22 protein-coding genes are annotated in these 19,232 nt (G+C 64.2%); 9 read left to right on the top strand and 13 right to left on the bottom strand.

Annotated elements, in window-relative coordinates:
* Nucleotide 1: 1 nt before the first annotated feature.
* Nucleotides 2–496 carry a DUF2244 domain-containing protein gene (locus tag FJ953_RS11940; protein ID WP_140500184.1) on the bottom strand — a complete coding sequence of 165 codons (495 nt, stop codon included), beginning with the start codon at nt 494–496 and terminating at the stop codon, nt 2–4.
* 22 nt (nt 497–518) lie between these two features.
* Between FJ953_RS11940 and nth the strand changes: the two genes are divergently transcribed.
* Entirely contained in the window at nt 519–1,322 is an 804-nt protein-coding gene (gene nth / locus FJ953_RS11935; protein WP_140624406.1) for an endonuclease III, read from the top strand.
* 1 nt (nt 1,323) lies between these two features.
* Here nth and FJ953_RS11930 read toward each other — a convergent pair whose 3' ends face one another.
* The 3 genes from FJ953_RS11930 to FJ953_RS11920 all read right to left on the bottom strand — a co-directional run bounded on the left by FJ953_RS11930 (nt 1,324) and on the right by FJ953_RS11920 (nt 4,357).
* Nucleotides 1,324–2,832, bottom strand: a complete 1,509-nt coding sequence (locus FJ953_RS11930) for a tripartite tricarboxylate transporter permease (protein ID WP_140513750.1) — start codon at nt 2,830–2,832, stop codon at nt 1,324–1,326.
* Nucleotides 2,833–2,842: 10 nt separating this feature from the next.
* Nucleotides 2,843–3,304, bottom strand: a complete 462-nt coding sequence (locus tag FJ953_RS11925) for a tripartite tricarboxylate transporter TctB family protein (protein WP_140513749.1) — start codon at nt 3,302–3,304, stop codon at nt 2,843–2,845.
* A gap of 75 nt (nt 3,305–3,379) precedes the next feature.
* Nucleotides 3,380–4,357, bottom strand: coding sequence for a tripartite tricarboxylate transporter substrate-binding protein (locus FJ953_RS11920; protein WP_140513748.1), 978 nt, complete (start codon nt 4,355–4,357; stop codon nt 3,380–3,382).
* A gap of 309 nt (nt 4,358–4,666) precedes the next feature.
* On the opposite strand from FJ953_RS11920, the gene FJ953_RS11915 reads away from it, so the two are divergent.
* Entirely contained in the window at nt 4,667–5,206 is a 540-nt protein-coding gene (locus FJ953_RS11915) for a GNAT family N-acetyltransferase (protein WP_140624404.1), read from the top strand.
* Between the two features lie 108 nt (nt 5,207–5,314).
* Here the strand turns inward: FJ953_RS11915 and FJ953_RS11910 are convergent, their stop codons facing one another.
* Nucleotides 5,315–6,163: an IclR family transcriptional regulator gene (locus tag FJ953_RS11910; protein WP_246674784.1), complete on the bottom strand. Its 849-nt coding sequence runs from the start codon at nt 6,161–6,163 to the stop codon at nt 5,315–5,317.
* Between the two features lie 183 nt (nt 6,164–6,346).
* On the opposite strand from FJ953_RS11910, the gene FJ953_RS11905 reads away from it, so the two are divergent.
* The 5 genes from FJ953_RS11905 (at nt 6,347) to FJ953_RS11885 (ending at nt 11,570) form a co-directional block, all read left to right on the top strand.
* Nucleotides 6,347–7,324, top strand: a complete 978-nt coding sequence (locus FJ953_RS11905; RefSeq protein WP_140624402.1) for a tripartite tricarboxylate transporter substrate-binding protein — start codon at nt 6,347–6,349, stop codon at nt 7,322–7,324.
* A gap of 130 nt (nt 7,325–7,454) precedes the next feature.
* Nucleotides 7,455–7,991: a tripartite tricarboxylate transporter TctB family protein gene (locus tag FJ953_RS11900; RefSeq protein WP_140624400.1), complete on the top strand. Its 537-nt coding sequence runs from the start codon at nt 7,455–7,457 to the stop codon at nt 7,989–7,991.
* 4 nt (nt 7,992–7,995) lie between these two features.
* Nucleotides 7,996–9,519, top strand: a complete 1,524-nt coding sequence (locus tag FJ953_RS11895) for a tripartite tricarboxylate transporter permease (RefSeq protein WP_140556474.1) — start codon at nt 7,996–7,998, stop codon at nt 9,517–9,519.
* Between the two features lie 15 nt (nt 9,520–9,534).
* Complete coding sequence (locus FJ953_RS11890; protein WP_140624398.1) at nt 9,535–10,719, top strand: CoA transferase; 1,185 nt, start codon at nt 9,535–9,537, stop codon at nt 10,717–10,719.
* On the top strand, nt 10,716–11,570 hold the full coding sequence (locus tag FJ953_RS11885) for a citryl-CoA lyase (protein WP_140624396.1): 855 nt from the start codon (nt 10,716–10,718) through the stop codon (nt 11,568–11,570). The genes FJ953_RS11890 and FJ953_RS11885 overlap by 4 nt, the downstream gene beginning before the upstream one ends.
* Before the next feature lie 5 nt (nt 11,571–11,575).
* Here the strand turns inward: FJ953_RS11885 and FJ953_RS11880 are convergent, their stop codons facing one another.
* Nucleotides 11,576–12,052, bottom strand: coding sequence for an NUDIX hydrolase (locus FJ953_RS11880; RefSeq protein WP_140496381.1), 477 nt, complete (start codon nt 12,050–12,052; stop codon nt 11,576–11,578).
* Between the two features lie 122 nt (nt 12,053–12,174).
* Nucleotides 12,175–12,483, bottom strand: coding sequence for a hypothetical protein (locus FJ953_RS11875; protein ID WP_140624394.1), 309 nt, complete (start codon nt 12,481–12,483; stop codon nt 12,175–12,177).
* Between the two features lie 145 nt (nt 12,484–12,628).
* On the opposite strand from FJ953_RS11875, the gene FJ953_RS11870 reads away from it, so the two are divergent.
* The gene (locus FJ953_RS11870; protein ID WP_246674783.1) at nt 12,629–13,396 is read left to right on the top strand and encodes an invasion associated locus B family protein; all 768 of its coding nucleotides are present in this window, start codon (nt 12,629–12,631) and stop codon (nt 13,394–13,396) included.
* Nucleotides 13,397–13,467: 71 nt separating this feature from the next.
* Here the strand turns inward: FJ953_RS11870 and coaBC are convergent, their stop codons facing one another.
* The 6 genes from coaBC to ubiE form a co-directional block, all read right to left on the bottom strand.
* Nucleotides 13,468–14,700: a bifunctional phosphopantothenoylcysteine decarboxylase/phosphopantothenate--cysteine ligase CoaBC gene (gene coaBC / locus FJ953_RS11865; RefSeq protein ID WP_140560367.1), complete on the bottom strand. Its 1,233-nt coding sequence runs from the start codon at nt 14,698–14,700 to the stop codon at nt 13,468–13,470.
* A gap of 25 nt (nt 14,701–14,725) precedes the next feature.
* Complete coding sequence (locus FJ953_RS11860; protein WP_140624393.1) at nt 14,726–15,127, bottom strand: type II toxin-antitoxin system VapC family toxin; 402 nt, start codon at nt 15,125–15,127, stop codon at nt 14,726–14,728.
* Between the two features lie 2 nt (nt 15,128–15,129).
* On the bottom strand, nt 15,130–15,384 hold the full coding sequence (locus FJ953_RS11855; RefSeq protein WP_140624392.1) for a hypothetical protein: 255 nt from the start codon (nt 15,382–15,384) through the stop codon (nt 15,130–15,132).
* A gap of 2 nt (nt 15,385–15,386) precedes the next feature.
* Nucleotides 15,387–15,596 carry a plasmid stabilization protein gene (locus tag FJ953_RS11850; protein WP_140496375.1) on the bottom strand — a complete coding sequence of 70 codons (210 nt, stop codon included), beginning with the start codon at nt 15,594–15,596 and terminating at the stop codon, nt 15,387–15,389.
* Nucleotides 15,597–15,670: 74 nt separating this feature from the next.
* Entirely contained in the window at nt 15,671–17,245 is a 1,575-nt protein-coding gene (ubiB, locus tag FJ953_RS11845) for a 2-polyprenylphenol 6-hydroxylase (protein WP_140496372.1), read from the bottom strand.
* 13 nt (nt 17,246–17,258) lie between these two features.
* Nucleotides 17,259–18,035: a bifunctional demethylmenaquinone methyltransferase/2-methoxy-6-polyprenyl-1,4-benzoquinol methylase UbiE gene (gene ubiE / locus FJ953_RS11840; protein ID WP_140522478.1), complete on the bottom strand. Its 777-nt coding sequence runs from the start codon at nt 18,033–18,035 to the stop codon at nt 17,259–17,261.
* A gap of 133 nt (nt 18,036–18,168) precedes the next feature.
* Here ubiE and FJ953_RS11835 point away from each other — a divergent pair, with 133 nt between their 5' ends.
* On the top strand, nt 18,169–19,143 hold the full coding sequence (locus tag FJ953_RS11835; RefSeq protein WP_140624390.1) for an adenosine deaminase: 975 nt from the start codon (nt 18,169–18,171) through the stop codon (nt 19,141–19,143).
* The last annotated feature ends 89 nt before the right edge of the window (nt 19,144–19,232 follow it).

The raw sequence follows: 19,232 nt of genomic DNA, 5'->3' as shown, positions 1-19,232 counted from the left end.
GCTAGCGCGCCTTGGCGGTGGCGAGCGCACGTGAAAAGGCGGTGGCGAAGCTTTCGCGGGAATCGGGGTCGAGAAAGCCGCCGATCGCTACGTTTTGTCCCTGCGCCTCGACCGCCATCCGGGTGATGCCGATTTCGGCGTGACGGGCGACCGAAAAGCGCGCCCAGAACGGGTTGAAGCGGTGCGCTTCCGATTTTCCCGACGGCGCGGTCTTGCGGATATCGAGGCTGGTGCGCGAGATCGACACCTCCTCGCGGGCGCGGGCGGCACGGTAGTTCATGCGGAAGGCAATGTAGACGGCGACAACGTCCAGACCGAAGAAGCCGAAAACCGGCCAGGCGCCGCGCGACAGGAAAAAAGCCCCGGTCACCAGCCAGCCGAACAGCAGCGCGACCATCAGCACGGCGAAGCCGGTCTTGCCCAGCGACCGGTGCGGGGTCAGCAAGGCGCTGAAGAAGGGTTCGTCCGCCTGGAACGAGGCATTTGTGTCGTTCATATCTGGATATTATAGGAAGGAAATGGCAAGCCCCAAGTCCAAAGTACCCGCACAATCCGAAAAGAAGCCACTGCCTGGACGGCGCGACGGCTCGAACGCCAAGCCGAGCCCCAGGCCGGCCCGATCCAGAACGCTCTACAGTCCGGCGGAGGTGCATGAGATTTTCCGGCGCTTTGCCGTCCAGCGGCCGGAGCCGAAGGGCGAGCTCGAACATGTAAATCCCTTCACCCTGCTGGTGGCCGTCGTGCTGTCGGCGCAGGCGACTGACGCCGGCGTCAACAAGGCGACGCGGGCGCTGTTCAAGATCGCCGATACGCCGCGCAAAATGCTGGATCTGGGTGAGGCCAGGGTCGGCGACTATATCAGGACCATCGGTCTGTGGCGCAACAAGGCCAAGAACGTCATCGCGCTGTCGCAGGCATTGATTCGCGATCATGGTGGCGAGGTGCCGGACAGCCGGGACGAACTGGTCAAATTGCCGGGGGTCGGGCGCAAGACCGCCAACGTCGTGCTCAACATGGCCTTCGGCCAGCACACGATGGCCGTTGACACGCACATCTTCCGCATCGGCAACCGCATAGGACTGGCGCCCGGCAAGACGCCCGACCAGGTCGAGCAGGGGCTGTTGAAGATCATTCCCGACGAATATATGCGCCACGCGCATCACTGGCTGATCCTGCATGGCCGCTACGTCTGCAAGGCGCGCAAGCCGGATTGCCCGGCCTGCGTCATCGCCGACCTCTGCAAGGCGCAGGAAAAGACGACCAGCGTGCCGGCGCCGCTGGTCGAGATCGCTCCGCTCGAGGAAGCGAGCGGAATTCAATAAGTTAACTCTCCTCCACAAACACCTCTTCGCGCTTCTTCTTGACCGCGGGCAGGAAGACGATGACGAGCACGGCGAGCGCGATGAGGAGCAGGCCGGCGCTGATCGGTCTCGTCACGAAGGCGCTGGGATCGCCACGCGACAGAATCATGGCCCGGCGGAGATTTTCCTCAAGCAGGGGGCCAAGCACGAAGCCGAGCAGCAGGGGCGCGGGTTCGCAGCGCAGTTTGGTCAGGAGATAGCCGAGGAAGCCGAAAAAGGCGACGGCGTAGAGGTCGTAGACATTGGTGTTGACGCTGTAAACGCCGATCGAGCAGAACGCCATGATGATCGGGAAAAGCACGTAATAGGGGATGGTGAGCAGCTTCACCCAGAGCCCGATCAGCGGCAGGTTCAGGACGATCAGCATCAGGTTGCCGATCCACATGGAGGCGATAATGCCCCAGAAAAGCGCCGGCTGTTCGGTCGCGACATTCGGGCCGGGCACGATGCCCTGGATGATCATCGCGCCGATCATCAGCGCCATGACCGGATTGGCTGGAATGCCGAGCGTCAGCATGGGGATGAAGGAGGTCTGCGCGCCGGCATTGTTGGCCGATTCCGGCCCGGCGACACCTGCGATCGCGCCCTTGCCGAATTCTTCGGGGTTTTTCGATACGCGCTTTTCGACCGTGTAGGAGGCAAAGGCCGCGAGGATCGCGCCGCCTCCCGGCAGGATGCCGAGCGCTGAACCGATGATCGTTCCGCGCACGATGGGCGCCGCCATGCGCCTGAAGTCGTCGCGGGTGGGCATGAGGCCGGAAACCTTTCGGATCATCACCGAGCGCTCATGCTCGTTCTCGAGGTTGCGAAGGATCTCGGCGATGCCGAAGACGCCGACCGCCACGGCGACGAAATTCAGCCCGTCGGCATATTCGGGGATACCGAGCGTGAAGCGCGGCGTGCCGGTGTAGATATCGGTGCCGACAATGCCGAGCAACAGACCGAGCACGACCATCGCCAGCGCCTTGACGATCGAACCGTGCGCAAGCGCGACCGACGAGACGAGGCCGACGACCATCAGCGAAAAATATTCGGCCGCGCCGAATTCCAGCGCGATCGAGGTCAGCGGCGGGGCGAAGATGGCGACGAGGAAGGTCGACACCGTGCCGGCGAAGAACGAACCGATCGCCGCGATCGCGAGTGCCGCGCCGGCGCGGCCGTTCCTGGCCATCTGATAGCCGTCGATCGCCGTGACGGCCGAGGACGATTCGCCGGGCATGTTGATGAGAATGGCTGTGGTCGAGCCGCCATATTGCGCACCGTAATAGATGCCGGCGAGCATGATGAGGGAGGAAACCGGGTCGCCGATCTGAAAGGTGATCGGCAAGAGCATGGCGATGGTCGCGGTGGCGCCGATCCCGGGCAGGACGCCGATCAGCGTGCCAAGAAGGACGCCGATCAGGCAGAAACCAAGGTTCGTCAGCGATGAAGCGGTCGAAAAGCCGAGCGCCAGATTGTCGAGGAGCTCCATGCTCATCTCCTCACAATGGCAGCCATGGGCCAAAGCGCCGGAACGGAAGGCCGAGTGCGTAGCTGAAGACGAAAAATGCAAACAGGGTCAGGCCAGCCGACAGCACGAACGCGGTCAGCGGTTTCATGCGGCCGCTGGCGAACGATGCGATCAGCGCCGTCAGGAAGATTGACGGAATGAAGCCGAGGCCGCGCACCGTCAGGCCGAAGAAGATCGGAGCGGGAAGGATGAACAGCGAGCCGCGCCACGCAATGTAGCCGATCGGATCGCCCTCGAATCGCACCGCCTGGAAGAGGATGACGAGGCCAAGCAGGATCAGCACGATCGCCAGCACCAGCGGGAAATAGCCCGGCCCCATGCGGAAGGCGGTGCCGATTTCCAGGCCGAGCGACTGCAACGCGAAAAATGCGCCGAAAACGATGAACAGCGCAGCGCATATGCCGTTCGTCCTGTCGATTGCGAAAGCCTTCATGACATTCCTCCCAAGCTGCGGGCGCGCGACGATACCGAAGCGAAAACGGGGCGCCGGCGGCGCCCCGTTCAAAACTCAGTCGGCGTATTGGCCGGCGGCTTCGATGATCGGCTTCCAGCGCGCGATCTCGTTTTCCAGCTTGGCCTTCAGCGCGGCCGGCGTCGCGTCGGCCTGCGGCGACGGCCTGGTGCCGAGCTCGGCGAAGCGGGCGGCGACGTTCTCGTCCTTCAGCGCGACCTGCAGGGATTTCGACAGCCGTTCGGTGATCTCCGCCGGAGTGCCCTTGGGGGCATAAAGACCGTGCCAGATGCTGACCTGCACGTCGGGAAGGCCGGCTTCCGTCGTCGTCGGGACATCGGGCAGCACATCGAGGCGCTCCGGCGAGGTGACGGCGTAAGCCTTGATCGTGCCGCCCTGGATCTGCTTGGTGGTGTTGGTCGTCTGGTCGCACATGATGTCGACCTGGCCGCCGAGGAGATCGGTCATGGCCGGGCCGGTGCCCTTGTAGGGGACGGTGACCAGCGGCGTCTTGATAGCGCTCATGAACAGCATGCCGCAGAGATGCGAGGCAGCACCTATGCCGGCATTGGCTACGGTGACGCTATCCTTGTTGGCCTTGGCGTACTCGACCAATCCCTTCAAATCGGCCGGCTCGAGGTCCTTTCGGCCAACGATGGTCATTGGCACCTCGGTGACGAGGCCGACATATTCGAAGGCGTTCAGCGTGTCGTAGGCGAGCTTTCGGTAGAGTGTGGCACTGGTGGCCATGCCGATGTGATGGAGGAGCAGGGTGTAACCGTCCGGCTCGGCCTTCGCGACGCGGCCAGCGCCCAGCGTGCCACCGGCGCCGCCGACATTCTCGACGATGACCTGCTGGCCGAGATCCTTGGACATGGCTTCCGCGACAAGACGCGTGACCGTGTCGGTCGGGCCGCCGGCCGCAAACGGCACCACGACGGTGATGGTGCGTTCGGGATAGGTTTGCGCGCCTGCGGCGACGGGATAAAGCATGACCGCCACGGCGGCAGCCAGAGCGGCGACAAATCTTCTCATCGTGGTTTCCTCCCAGAGCTTAAATCTTCAACCGCCGCGCGGAGTTCTCCTCGACACCGGCTGCACGGATACAACTAGGGCAGGCTAACAGATTGCAATCGTACTCAAATGGCAAAGTGCTGATATCCGCAACCGTTCTGGCTGGCGGCCCATGAGGCGCGGCCGGACCATCGGAGGAACGACTGCCCCGGCTGGATCGAGACACGCCAAGCGCGCGCCGTCTGTCTGGAAGATGATCCGCGCCGGCCTGGCCCTTGCTCGCGGCCGGTGATTTGCTAGGTGTTTTGCAGGTTTGAGCGAGGGCGACCCATGAACCATCACAACACAAGCGGCGTTCCGGTGATCGAAACGGCGCGCGCCATCCTGCGAGCGCACCGGCTGGAGGATTTCGACGCCTATGTCGCCATGTGGGCCGATCCGGTCGTCACCCGCTTCATCGGCGGCAGGCCGCGCACGCGAGAAGAGAGCTGGATGCGCTTCCTGCGTCACGCCGGGCTCTGGTCGCTGCTCGGCTACGGTTTCTGGGCGATCGAGGACAAGGCGACGGGCCGTTTCGTCGGTGAGGCCGGGTTTCACGACCTCAAGCGCGATATGGAGCCGCCGATAGAGGGCATTCCGGAGGCCGGGTGGGCGCTCGCTCCGGCCGCCCACGGCGCCGGCCTCGCCACCGAGATCGTCAGCCGCGTGCTTGGCTGGGGCGACGAGACCTTCGGACGTGGCAAAACCGTCTGCATCATCGACCCCGAAAACACCGCTTCCTTGAACGTGGCGACGAAGTGCGGCTACCGGGAGGTGGCGCGGACCATCTATCACGAAACCCGGACCATCCTGCTGGAGCGGTTGGCCTGAGCACTCGCCAAGTGCCTAAAGCGGCGTCAAAACGGATTCATGCGCTGCGCTTAGCTTTCTTGTTTTACATCGTTCTCCCAAAGCCGAGGTCCCTTTGGGCGGCATGCATTAGCGGTCGTTCCGCAAGGGCGTCGAAATGATCCGAGAACGCCGTCTGCTCCTGATAACCGCGCCGGGACTGGCATTATCCGTTTGCACCGCGGCTTCGCGAGCCGCTTCATCGAGCATCGAGGCATCCTCGCCGAAGGCGCGGGTGGCGCGGGCCGCCGCCTCGAGCAGCGGCCGCCGCATGCGCCGCAGGAGGGCCGCGTCGACGCGTGTGCTCGGGCCGGCCAGGGTCAAGGCGCCGAGCAGAACCCGCCCAGGCCCGAACACCGGCGCCGAGACGCCCGCCGTCTGCGGGTCGCGGTCGCCGATGGCGAGGCAGTTGCACGTCTTGCGGATGGTTTCGTAGGGTTCGCCCGGCTGTCCGGAAAACGCCGCCAGCACACGCCCGCCGGAGCCCACCAGCAACGGCAGGACGTCACCCTCGCGGATCGTATAGCGGATAGGATGCTTGGACTCGACGCGATAGAGACAGGTGCGCACGTCTCCCGAGCGGACATAGAACGCAACGCTTTCCCAGCTTAGTTCGCAGAGATCGCGCATGATCGGCAGCAGGATGTCGACCGCCACGACCGACCGCTGATAGAGCGCGCCGAGCCGGAAGCTGGCCGGTCCGATGCGGTAACGGCCGTCGTCCAGGCGCTCGAGCAACTGTCCGCGCAAAAGCGAATTGGCCAGCCGCAGAATGGTGCTCTTATAGAGCCCGGTTCGAGCCGCGATCTCGGAAAGGCTGAGCGAGCGGTCCGCCGTGGTGAATGCATCGAGGATGGCAATGGCCCGGTCAAGCGCGGCAACACCGTCGGCTGACGTGCTCCGGATTTCGATGCCAGCTGGTTTGCCTGCCGAATTCATTGGTCCCCAGTCGAACAAAGGTCGAGCGGCGCGATTGTGTCGCGCAGCTCGAGCATTCTGTCCAGCAGAATATCGTTCCTGTTGACGGAACGCGGTAAAGTCTGCTTGAACTCAAGCACGGGTCTGGTTTCAGGCGCGTTTTTGGCGGGCACCGGAGGAGGTGTCGTGATTTGGAGGAATCCCATGCTGAACAGACGCAGATTTTTGATGAGCACCGCTGCCGCGGGGGCCGCCGGGCTGGTGGCGTCGCGTCTTTCTCCCGCTCTTGCCCAAGGCACGCCGCAGATACAGATTTTCGTGCCGGCCGCGCCCGGTGGCGGCTGGGACCAGACCGCGCGCACGATGGACCAGGTGCTGCGCAGCGAGAAGCTGATCTCCGGCTCGCAGATCACCAATGTCGGCGGCGCCGGCGGCACGGTCGGGCTGCCGCAATTCATCAGTCAATGGAACGGCAAGGGCAATTCGCTGATGGTTGGCGGCATGGTCATGGTCGGCGCCATCATCGCCAACAAGGCTGCCAATAATTTGACGCAGGTCACGCCGATCGCCCGGCTCACCGGCGAGTTCGAAGCGCTGGTGGTGCCGGCGGCCTCGCCGTTCAAGACGGCCGCCGACTTCGTCGCCGCGCTTAAAGAGGATCCGACGAAGGTTCCCGTCGCCGGCGGCTCGGCCGGCGGTTCGGACCATATCCTGTTCGGCCTGATCGCCAAGACGGCGGGCGTGCCGGCGACAAACCTGTCCTACGTGCCGTTCGCGGGCGGCGGCGAGGCGCTGTCAGCGCTGCTCGGCAACCAGGTGGCGGCGGGCATTTCCGGCTTTGGCGAGTTCTCCGAACAGGTCAAGGCCGGGGCGCTCAGGCTGCTCGCCATTTCCGCCGACAAGCGGCAGGAGGGCATCGATGCGCCAACGCTGAAGGAAGCCGGCATCGACGTCGAACTGTTCAACTGGCGCGGCGTCTTCGCACCCCCCGGCGTCTCCGATACCGATAAGGCGGCGATGATCACGCTGGTCGAGACCATGGCCAAGAGCGATGCCTGGGCCACGGAATGCAAGAACCGCAACTGGACGCCCATCCTGCTCACCGGCGACGACTATGCGAAGTTCCTTGCCGAGGATACGGCTCGCATCGAAGCCATCCTCAAGGATCTCGGGCTCGCCTGATTTCCCTGAAGGGGGCGGGTCCATGGTCCGCCCTTTTTCCTCCCGCCGTTCGCATTGGCATGCGATCCACCGGGGATGAAGATAGGATAAAAGCCGGCTGTGTGATGCCGGCTGTCTTGGGAGGACATTCATGAGCACCAGCGACCAGCAGGCTGCGTCCTCGCGCCTTGCCGTACCCGAACTGCTGATCGGTATCGGGCTTCTGGCCTGTGCCGGGGCGGTCGCCTGGCAGACCTTGGCGATCCCGGTGTCGCCGCTCTACTCTAAGGTCGGCCCGACCGTCTTTCCCTACCTGACCATGTTCGGCCTGGTGGTTCTTTCGCTCCTGCTCATCGTCGCCGCACTGCGCGGCGGCTGGCAGCCGGAGGAGGAAAAGGAGACGCCGACCGACTGGAAGGCGATGGGCTTCGTCGTCATCGGCCTTATCGCCAACCTGCTCCTGATCCAGCCGCTCGGCTTCACCGCGGCATCCGTCATCATGTTCGTTCTGGTCTGCTACGGCTTCGGCAGCCGGCATACGCTGCGCGATGCGCTCACTGGCCTCGTGCTGGCGCTGGCCGCCTATTTCGGCTTCGCCAGGGCGCTCGGCGTCAATATCGGCGCCGGTTTCATCGAGAACCAGCTGAATACGGTAATCGATGCGTTCACCAGCACGCTGAGGGGCTGACGCCATGGAAACGCTAGGCCATCTGGCACACGGTTTCGCCGTCGCCTTCACTCCGGTCAACCTTCTGTGGTGCCTGCTCGGCACCACGCTTGGCACCGCCATCGGCGTGCTGCCCGGCCTCGGACCGGCGCTGACCATCGCGCTGCTTCTGCCGATCACCTACCAGGTTGCGCCGGAGGCCTCCTTCATCCTGTTTGCCGGCATCTATTACGGGGCCATGTATGGCGGCTCGACGACCTCGATCCTGCTCAACACGCCAGGCGAAAGCGCTACCATCGTCACCGCGCTGGAAGGCAACAAGATGGCCCGGTCCGGGCGCGGCGGCGCCGCACTTGCCACCTCGGCGATCGGCTCCTTCGTCGCCGGCACTCTCGGCACGCTGGGCGTCGCCTTCCTGGCGCCTATCGTGGTCAGGTTCGCGCTGGCCTTCGGCCCGGCCGAATATTTCTCGCTGATGGTGCTGGCCTTCATCACGGTTTCGGCGGTGCTGGGCTCGTCCTCGGTGCGCGGCTTGACCAGCCTGTTCGCCGGCTTTGTTATCGGCATGATCGGGGTCGACCTGCAGACCGGCCAGCCGCGCTTCACCTTCGGCATGACCGAACTGCTCGACGGCGTCGACGTCATCATCGCCGCCGTCGGCCTGTTCGCCGTCGGTGAGACGCTCTACATGGCCTCGCGCCGTTATGCCGGCAAGGACGAGATCGTGCCGCTGAAGGGCTCGCTCTATATGACGGCGGCCGAATGGAGGCGCTCGTGGAAGCCCTGGTTGCGCGGCGCCGCGATCGGCTTCCCGATCGGCGCCATGCCGGCCGGCGGCGCCGAGATCCCGACCTTCCTGTCCTATGCAATCGAAAAGAAGCTTTCGAAGCACAAGCAGGAATTCGGCACGGTTGGCGCCATCGAGGGCGTAGCCGGTCCGGAGGCCGCCAACAATGCCTCGGCCGCCGGCGTGCTGGTGCCGATGCTGACGCTCGGGCTGCCGACCTCGGCGACGGCGGCAATCATGCTTTCGGCCTTCCAGAGCTACGGCATCAATCCAGGCCCGCTGCTTCTGACGACACAAGGCAACCTGGTCTGGGGACTGATCGCCAGCCTGTTCATCGCCAACGTCATTCTCGTCATCCTCAATCTGCCGCTGATCGGGCTTTGGGTGCGGCTGCTGAAGATCCCGGCGCCGCAGCTCTATGCCGGCATCCTGGTTTTCGCCACCGTCGGCACCTACGGCATTTCGCAGTCGCCGATCGACCTCGCCATCCTCTATCTCCTGGGTGCTGCCGGCTTCCTGATGCGGCGCTTCGATTTCCCGACCGCGCCCGTCATCATCGGCATGATCCTGGGACCGCTCGCCGAAACCCAATTCCGCCGCGCCATGACGATCTCGAACGGCGACTGGTCGGTGTTCTACAAGCACCCGCTGTCGCTGACCCTGCTGACGCTGGCCTTCATCGGCCTGGTCGGGCCGCATATCTGGGCCTACATCGAACGCCGCCGATTGCGGGGGCCGGAGCATGTGCCGGGCGATGCCTGATCGATTTGAAGTGACATGACAGACCTGCTTTCCGGCATTCGCGTGCTCGACCTGACCAACGTCCTGGCCGGGCCCTACTGCGCCTACCAGTTGGCGCTGCTCGGCGCCGACGTCATCAAGGTCGAGGCGCCGCAAGGCGGCGACCTGGCGCGACAGCTCGGCGGTTCGCCGGAACTCAACCAGGCCGGCATGGGAGCTTCGTTCCTGGCTCAGAATGCCGGCAAACGCTCCGTCGTGCTCGACCTCAAGAAGGAAGCCGAGCGCGAACGCTTCCTCGACCTGGTCGCCAGCGCCGATGCGCTGGTGGAAAACTTCCGCCCCGGCGTCATGGGCCGGCTTGGCCTCGGCTACGAGGCGCTGAAGGCGGTCCGCCCCAACCTTGTCTACTGCGCGATATCAGGCTTCGGCCAGACCGGGCCGATGCGCGACAATCCGGCCTATGACCAGATCATCCAAGGCCTTTCGGGCATTATGAGCATCACCGGCACGCCGGAGACGGCACCCTTGCGGGTCGGCTATCCCGTCGCCGACACGCTGGGCGGACTGGTCGGGGCCTTCGCCATCGTCTCGGCGCTGGTAAGGCAGAAGACGAGCGGCGAGGGTGCTTTTCTCGACGTGTCGATGCTTGAATGCACATTGTCGGCGCTTGGCTGGCCGGTTTCCAACTATCTGACGGCCGGGGTCGATCCCAAGCCGATGGGCAATGAGAACATGACGGCGGCACCGTCGGGCGCCTTTCGCACCGGCGACGGTCTGCTCAACATCGCCGCCAACAAGCAGGAGCAGTTCGTAACGCTTTGCCGGCTTATCGAACGGCCGGAGCTGGCGTCGGATCCACGCTTTGCCGAGCGCGAGACGCGCAAGCGGAACCGTGCGGCGCTGAAGATCGAGATCGAGGGGGCCTTGGCGAATGGCCCGGCGGCTGCGTGGGAAGAAAAACTGAACCGCGCCGGGGTGCCGGCGGGCAGGGTGCTGACGATCCCGCAAGTGCTGGCCGAACCGCAGGTGCTGGAGCGCCAGATGACCAGGGCTTTCGACGGCGTGGCTGACATGGAGAGATCGCTGACGGTTCTGCGCGGCGGCTTCATGGTCGATGGTACGGCTCCATTGCCGGCTTCTCCGCCACCGGCTCTGGGCGAGCACATGGACGAGGTTTTCGCCGGCCTGCCGCCGCGAGCCAAGGCAAAGGCACTCACATGAGCGATATGAGCGAGCAAAAGACGGGCCGCGAGCGTGCAGAGGAGTGGTGGCAGACCGGCATCATCGAAATGCGGCCGGGCGTCATCCGGCTGCGCGGCTATGAAATCCAGGACCTGATCGGCCGCGTCAGCTTCCCGGCTGTCATCTGGCTGATGCTGCGCGGCGAATTGCCCAGCGAGGAACAGGCCGCGCTGCTCGGCATTGCGCTGGGCGCCGCAGTCGACCACGGGCCGCAGGCGCCGTCGATCGCCATCGCCCGCATGGCGGCGACCTGCGGTGTCGGCATCAACAGCGCCATGGCTTCGGCCATCAACGTGCTTGGCGACGTCCATGGCGGCGCCGGCGAGCAGGCGCTTGCCTTCTATGGCGACATTGCCGCGGCGCTCGATGGCGGCACGACGCTGAAAGAGGCTGTCTCGGGGCGGCTTGACCGGTTCTTTGCCGGGGAAAAGGGCTACGTGCCGGGGCTGGGCCATCGCTTCCATCCGGTCGACCCGCGCGCGCCGCGCCTGATGGAACTGACTCGGGAGTTTGCCGCGCGCGGCGTGATCCATGGCCGCTTCGCCGATATCGCCGAGGCGATCGAGGCGGAGGTCGCGCGGCGCAAGGGCAAAAAGATACCGCTCAACATCGATGGCGCGACCGCCGTCATTTACGGCGAGCTCGGCTTTCCGCCACCGCTAACGCGGGGGCTTTTCGTGCTGTCGCGCTCGGTCGGCATCCTGGCGCATGCCTGGGAACAATCCCAGCAAGCCGAGCGGAACAAAGGTCCGCTGCCACGCGAATGGCTGTGGGCCTATGCCGGGACGCCAGTGCGACCGCTCCCCGAAGAGGACGGCGCCGGGGCGTGAGGCCTTTACGTAGGGCCGATTTGTGCCGGCTGGGGAAGCTTCAAGGTCCTTACCAGCGTCGAAAGTTCGGGTTCGTCGATGAGCATGGCCGCATCGGCCGGCGCCAGCCAGGCCCGTTGCCGCCGTTTGGCTTCCTGCCAGTCGGCGAGCTCTTGCGTTACTTCCAACAGATAGACGATGACATCGACGCGCACGAACCGGTTGGCCAGCCGCTTCCAATAGGAATAGGTGCCCGCTGGCTGCTTCAGGGTCTTGCCGAGCACGCCCGCTTCTTCCTGCGCCTCGATGGTGGCCGCCTTGCGTCCGCTCTTGCCTTTCATCGGCCAGCCCTTGGGTACGATGAAGCGCCTGGTGGTGCGCGAGGTGACCAGCATGACCTCGATGTCGCCGCGCTGGTCCAGCCGAAAAGGGATAGCCGCGACCTGGCGGATCGTCTCGCCCTTCTTGGCCTTGCGCACGGCCTTTTTCTTGGTGGCTGCCATTCGAAAATCCAGTCGGTGCAGTGCCCATACCGTGACGCGGTGTCGTTACAAAACCCAAACTGCGGCAGGGGCACCTGAACGCCCCTACCATGTAAGTCGGCTAAATAAAAGAGAAGCCCGCCTCAGCGGCAGGTGCTTACGGCGGTGTTGCCGATTATCTGCGTCTGGCAGTTCGGCCTGACCCGCGGCACGATGGGCGGGGGCTGTTGCACGATCACCCGGTCCTGAGCCCGATTCTGTTGCTGCTGCTGCTGAAACTGCTGCCGCTGGACACGGTTTTGCAAGGCCTGCAGAGCGTTCTGCTGGATCAACGCGTTGTTGTCGACGGAGGGAATGAGCACCTGCGCGGAAGCAGGCAGACGGATGCCCGCCAGCGTCGCGGCTGCCAATGCCGCCGTCATGAAAACCGTTGATGGCCGAAGCGCCAACATCTGCTCATTCCCGCACAAACAAAGTTCCCTCTACATATAGTGCGTTTGTCCCCTCGTGCCACGCCAGAGTGCCGATTAACAGGAAATCGCGTGATCGCGCCCCCTTCGCGGCGGAGGAGAATCTGCCCCGCCGCCCGCATCGCACTTGACGGAAGCGATCGATTCGCCGCTCTATCGGGCTGACGCCGGCCTCGAATTCCATGGCGTCAACGGCGTCGGCATGTCCGTCGGATGTAACGGCGCCTTCGAGGAAACGGTCAAACAGAACGCCGACAGTGCGTCCTTCAGGGTCAGCTTCCAGCTGGCTCAGGGATGGAGCCGGGCAAAAGGGGTCCTTATGAGGAAGCATGCGTATCTGCTGGCGATGCTGGGGGCTGCCTGCATCGCCGGTCTGCCGGCCGCGGCGGCGCAGACAAAAGGCGACAAAGCGGCGGCCGCGCCCGCCGCCAACCAGCCACAGTTGCCCGGCGGCGCATCGGCCCTGTCCGAAACCCATGGCGACTGGGCGGTCAACTGCCAGATATCGGGCGCGGCCAAGGCATGCAGCCTGTCACACCAGCAGTTCAACAAGCAAAGCAACCAGCGTCTGCTGGCGATAGAGCTGTCGAGCAGGACGGGCGAAGACGCGACCGGTACGCTCGCTTTGCCGTTCGGCCTGGCGCTCGCCAAGGGCGTCACCCTGACGATCGACGACCAGAAGCTGGACGGCAGTCTGCAGTTCAACACTTGCCAAGCCGTCGGCTGCCTGGTGCCGGTGGCGTTCGATGCCAACGTCGTCCCCGTGCTCAAGGCGGGCACCACCTTGAAGGTCGATGCCTTCGCGGCGGATACGGGGCAAGCGGTTAGCTTCTCCATCCCGCTCAATGGCTTCGGAAGTGCGCTTGCCCGGACGGCCGAGCTTCTTGCCGACTAGCGGTTCAGCGTTCGACAGAATCGCTAGCTTGCGCTAAGCCTTTGTTTTAGGAATTCCGACGGTCCAGCTCGTCACGCTGCGGTCGTTTTCAGCCGTTCCGCGATCAGGGTGGCGAGCCGGGTCGCCACTTCGTCCTTGCTCATCTCGGGCCATTCCTCGACGCCGGTCTTCGAGACGATGCGAACACGGTTGCGGTCGCCGCCCATCACACCGGATGGGCCGACGCCGCTGGTCTGCGACACGTCGTTGGCGACAATGAAGTCGGCGCCCTTCTTCCTCAGCTTGGCTTCGGCGTTGCGCAAAAGGTCCTGCGTCTCGGCGGCGAAGCCGACCACCAGCGCCGGCCGCTGCTTGTGATGCCCGACGCCCGCAAGGATGTCGGGGTTCTCGATCATGCGCAGCACCGGCGGGCCTTCGCCCGGCGCTTTCTTGATCTTCTCGCCAGCTGGGCTGTCGGTGCGCCAATCGGCGACGGCGGCGACGAATACCGCCGCATCGGCCGGTAGAAGCTGTTCCACGGCATCGCGCATTTCCTGCGCCCGCTCGACGTGGATGGTTTTCACACCAGCCGGATCGGCGATGCTGACGGGACCGGAGACCAGCCTCACGTCGGCGCCGAGCCTGGCCAATGCCGCCGCTATGGCATGGCCCTGCTTTCCCGACGATCGGTTGGCGATGTAGCGAACGGGGTCGATCGGCTCGTGCGTCGGGCCTGACGTGACGATGATCTTCTTGCCGGCCAGCGGCTTGGATCCGGTATCGAGCAGCGCCTCGATGGCGGCGACGATCTCCAGCGGCTCGGCCATGCGGCCTTCGCCAGCCTCGTTGCTCTCGGCCATCTCGCCTTTGGCGGGGCCAACGAAGGTGATGCCATCCTTGTGCAGCGCCGCACGATTGCGCCGCGTCGCCGGATGCGCCCACATTCTGGGGTTCATGGCCGGCGCCATCAGCACCGGCTTGTCGGTGGCCAGGAGCACGGTGGAGGCAAGATCATTGGCGTGGCCGTTGGCGAGCTTGGCCATCAGGTCGGCGGTGGCGGGCGCCACGACTAGCAGATCGGCCTCGCGCGATAGCCTGATATGGCCGACATCGTGCTCGTCATTGCGATCGAAGAGATCGGTAAAGACATGGTCTGCCGAGAGCGCACCGGCCGACAGCGTGGTGACGAATTCCCGCGCAGCCGACGTCATGACCACGCGCACCGCCGCACCCCTTTCACGCAGACGGCGGATCAGGTCGAGTGCCTTGTAGGCGGCGATGCCGCCGCCGATGATGAGCAAGATGCGCTTGCCGGAGAGGCTCATGCCCGAGACCAGTTCTTGTCCAGTGTCATGCCGGCCTCAGCGCCGGTTCGATGTCGGTATGGATGAAATCATCGCCCTTGAAAAGCAGTGGCAGGTTCCGGGTCTTCGCCAAGGCATAGGCGAAACAATCGCCCATGTTGAGTTTTGCCGGATGGCCACTGCCGCGGCCGTAGAGCCCATAGGCTTTAATCCCGGCTTGCGCGTGTTCGGCCGAGAGATCGACAATCGTTATTTTCAGTTTTTCCAGAAGGCCCGTCAATGCGGCCGTGCCAGCCGGCCCATACCGTCCGACAACAACCGTGCCGCATTCCATGAAGGTTGCGGAGCTCATCAATATCCGTTGATTTCCGGCGAGGCGCTCGGCGATCGCTGGTGCGTCAGATTCCTGCTTCAGGATAGCAAGGATCGCCGAGGTGTCGATCACCATCGTCAGTCCTCCTCGATGAAAGACCAGAGATCATCAGCGAGTTTCTTCTGATCAAAATCTACTTTTTGCAGCTGCCGGCCGAATTCGAGGATCTCCTCCGCCGTAACGAAATCCTTGGCACCTTTGAAGGTGGGCGCCACTTCCTTGAGCAGCAGACTTCTTGCCTCCTGCTCCATCGACACACCATGACGGGCCGCCCGCTCGCGCAGTCTTTGTTTCAAATCCTCGTCGAGATTGCGAATGGTCAGGGTACCCATGGCTAACTTTGCCTGCCTGCCATTGGTTGAACCTTGGCCTCGTCCTTAAATGTCAGGCGTCCGCCATCGAAGCCTTTCGTGGTCGGAAGCCCAACTGATGCCGCGAGCACATCCCGCGCCTCCTGCTCCATAGAAACGCCGCGCGCAGCACCGCGTTCACGCAATCGCTGCATGACATGATCTTCCAGATTCCGGACAGTAATCCGAGCCATAGTCGCACTCCTGCGCACAATATAGCTATCCCGCCTTTCGACTGCAATGACAGCATCGCTGTCATTGCAGTCACTTAGAGCAGCTTCCAGGCGATATAGACCAGCGTCAGGGCTATCACCCAAAGCGCCACGCGGCCGGAGCGGTTGTAGCGCGCTTCGGCCTTGCCGATGGCGCGGGCCGTCGCCTCGTCGAAGCGCAGACCATGTTCGGCCATCAGGTCGATCTCGCGCGACAGCCGCTCGGTGCGCGCTGCCAACTCGGGGGCTTGGCGGATCAGCGTCAGCATCGCCTTGCCGCCGTCGCGGGCGTCGGCCAGCAGGCCGCTTGGCCCGAGATTTCCTGATATCCAGCCGCTGACCACGGGTTCGGCGGTCTTCCACATGTTAAAGGCCGGATCGAGCGTGCGCGCCACGCCCTCGACCACCACCATGGTTTTCTGCAGGAGGATCAGTTCGGGCCGCGTCGCCATGTCGAAGAGTTCGGTCACCTCGAACAGCAACGTCAGAAGCTTGGCCATGGAAATGGTCTCGGCCGGCTGGCCATGGATCGGCTCGCCGATGGCGCGGATCGCCTGGGCGAAGGCCGCGACATTGTGCTGGCGCGGCACGTAGCCGGCCTCGAAATGAACCTCGGCGACGCGCAGATAGTCGCGCGTGATGAAGCCGTAGAGGATTTCGGCGAGGAACCGGCGCTCCTTCTTGCCGAGCCTGCCGGCAATGCCGAGATCGACCGCGACGATCGTGCCATCAGCCTCGACGAACAGGTTGCCCGGATGCATGTCGGCGTGAAAGAAGCCGTCGCGCAGCGTATGGCGCAAGAACGACTGGATGAGGTTGGCCGCGATTGCCCTCAGATCGTGTCCAGCGGCGGCGAGTCCGGCGATGTCGTTCATCTTGATGCCGTCGACCCATTCCATGGTCAGCACGTCGCGGCCAGTGCGCTCCCAGTCGACGGAAGGGACGCGAAAGCCCGGATCCTCCCTGGTGCTTTGACCAAGTTCCGAAAGCGCGGCCGCCTCGAGGCGCAGGTCCATCTCGATTTTGGTGGTCTGCGCCAGCGTCTCGGTCACCTCCACGGGCCGCAGCCGGCGTGAGGAGGGGATGTATTTCTCCTGCAGGCGGGCGGCGAGGAAATAGCTTTCGAGATCCTGGAAGAAGCGGCGGCGCACGCCCGGCCGGATCACCTTGACCGCTACCTTCCTGGCGACGCCGCCATCGACGGTTTCAGCGGCATGGACCTGGGCGATGGAGGCCGCGGCGACCGGGTCGCCGAACCGCGTGTAGAGGTCGCCGAGCTTGCGCCCGAGCGAGCCCTCGATGGCCGCCACCGCCTCGGCCGTCGGGAAGGTGTGCATCTTGTCCTGCAGCATGGCGAGATCGAGCGCCATGTCGTTGCCGACGACATCGGGTCGTGTCGCCAGAAACTGGCCAAGCTTGACATAGGACGGCCCGAGCCGGACCACCGCCTTGGCCAGCCGATCGCTGCGCTCATAGGCGAGCGCGCGGCGGCGGGTAAACAGCCGCGCCAGCCGCCAGCCCAATTTCGGCAGGCCGGACAGTTCCTCGCCGGGCAAAGCGGCGACGACGCCCTCGCGCACAAGCACCCAGCCGGCCCGCATGAGCCGAAATCCAGCGCTGACGGTGCTCATGCCCGGGCCTGCCTCAAAGTTTCCAGCCCGAATGAAGCGCGGCGATGCCGCCGGAATAGTTGCGGAACGAGACCCGATCGAAGCCCGCGCGGGTTATCATGGAAGCAAAATTCGCCTGGTTGGGGAATTTCGCGATCGACTCGACCAGATAGGAATAAGGCTCGCCGTCGCCGGTGACGGCCTTGCCGATCTTCGGAATGGCCTTGAACGACCAGGCCTCGTAGACCCTGTCGAGCAACGGCATCTCGACCTCGGAAAATTCCAGGCACAGGAACCGCCCGCCCGGCTTCAGCACGCGCAACGCTTCGCTGAGAGCGACGTCGATCCTGGGAACGTTGCGGATGCCGAAAGCGATGGTGTAGGCGTCGAAGGTGGCGTCCGCGAACGGCAGTTCCTCGGCATTGGCTTCGACGAAATCGGTGTTGCCGGACATGCCTTTCTTTTGCGCCCTGTCGCGACCGACGGCGAGCATCGAGCCGTTGATGTCGAGCACGGTGGCATGAGCATGCCCATGGCTGGCATCGACGATGCGAAAGGCGATGTCGCCGGTGCCGCCGGCGACATCGAGCACGCACCAGCCCGGCCGCTTCGGCGGATTGAGCCAGGCTACCATGGCGTCCTTCCACAGCCGGTGCAGGCCGCCCGACATCAGGTCGTTCATCAGATCGTAGCGGTTGGCGACCTTGTGGAAAACATCGTTGACCAGGGGCTGCTTGTCGCCTGCCCCTACACGCTTGAAACCATAGGAGGTTTCCATGCCGCCGGCGGCCGTGGTTCTCTCAACTGACATTTTTTTGATCCGTCATAAAACCGGCGGGACCATAGCCGATCGATGGTGCGGGCGCTATTGTTTAAGGCGCGGTGTTCGGCCGCGCTTCCAGGTGGCGGGTTTCGAGACCTGGACTGACCGACGGGATGTTTGAATGCCTTTGAAAGCGGAACTGCACTGCCACATCGAAGGGGCAGCGGCACCGGAACTCGTCATCCGACAGGCGCAGAAATACGGCAAGGACATCTCGCCCTATATCCAGAACGGCTCTTTCGTCTGGCACGATTTCACCTCTTTTCTCGCCGCCTATGATTTCGCCTCCGACCTGTTCCGGACCGAGGAAGACTATGCGCGGCTGGCTGACCATTATCTGACCAGCCTGACTCGTGACGGCGCCATCTACTCAGAGGTCTTCACCTCGCCGGATCATGCCATGAAGGCGGGCCTGTCGCCCAAGGCCTATACTGACGCGCTCGGCGAAGGCATGGCCCGCGCCAAGGCCAAGACCGGCATCGAGGGCCGCATGATCGTCACCGGCGTGCGCCATGCCGGCGTCGAGTCCATCGAGCAGGCAGCGCGCTTTGCCGCGCGCTGCGGACATCCGCTGGTAACCGGCTTCGGTGTCGCCGGCGACGAGAGGGTCGGCGAGATGGAGGACTACGTCAGGGCATTCGAAATCGCCCGCGAGGCCGGGCTCGGCATTACCGTCCATGCAGGCGAACTGACGGGGTGGGAGACGGTCCAGGCGGCGCTCGATCACATCCGCCCGTCGCGCATCGGCCATGGCGTGCGCGCCATCGAAAACCCCGATCTTGTCCGGCGCATCGCCGATGAGGGCGTGGTGCTGGAATGCTGTCCCGGCTCCAACATTGCGTTGAAAGTGTTCGACAGTTTCGCCGCCCACCCGTTCCCCGCCCTGCTAGCGGCCGGCTGCAAGGTGACGCTCAACTCGGATGATCCGCCCTATTTCTGGACCTCGCTGAAACGCGAATACGACATTGCGGCCGAGTATTTCTCGATGAACGAGAAGGCGCTGGCGGCCGTTACCCGAACGGCCATCGAGGCCGCTTTCGTCGACAGGAAGACCAAGGCAACGCTGCTCAGCCGGCTGGATGCGAAGGCCAGGTGAATGAAGGCTGGGTGGACAGGGAGTGGCCAGCAGTGAGCAGTTTGGCGGAGCGCGCATCGGGACTCGCAAATCGGCTCACTATTCACTAC

The sequence above is a fragment of the Mesorhizobium sp. B2-3-6 genome (assembly GCF_006442305.1).
GTDB lineage: Bacteria > Pseudomonadota > Alphaproteobacteria > Rhizobiales > Rhizobiaceae > Mesorhizobium.
Note: the sequence above shows the minus strand (reverse complement) of the source record. Positions and strands in the feature narration are given on the sequence as shown.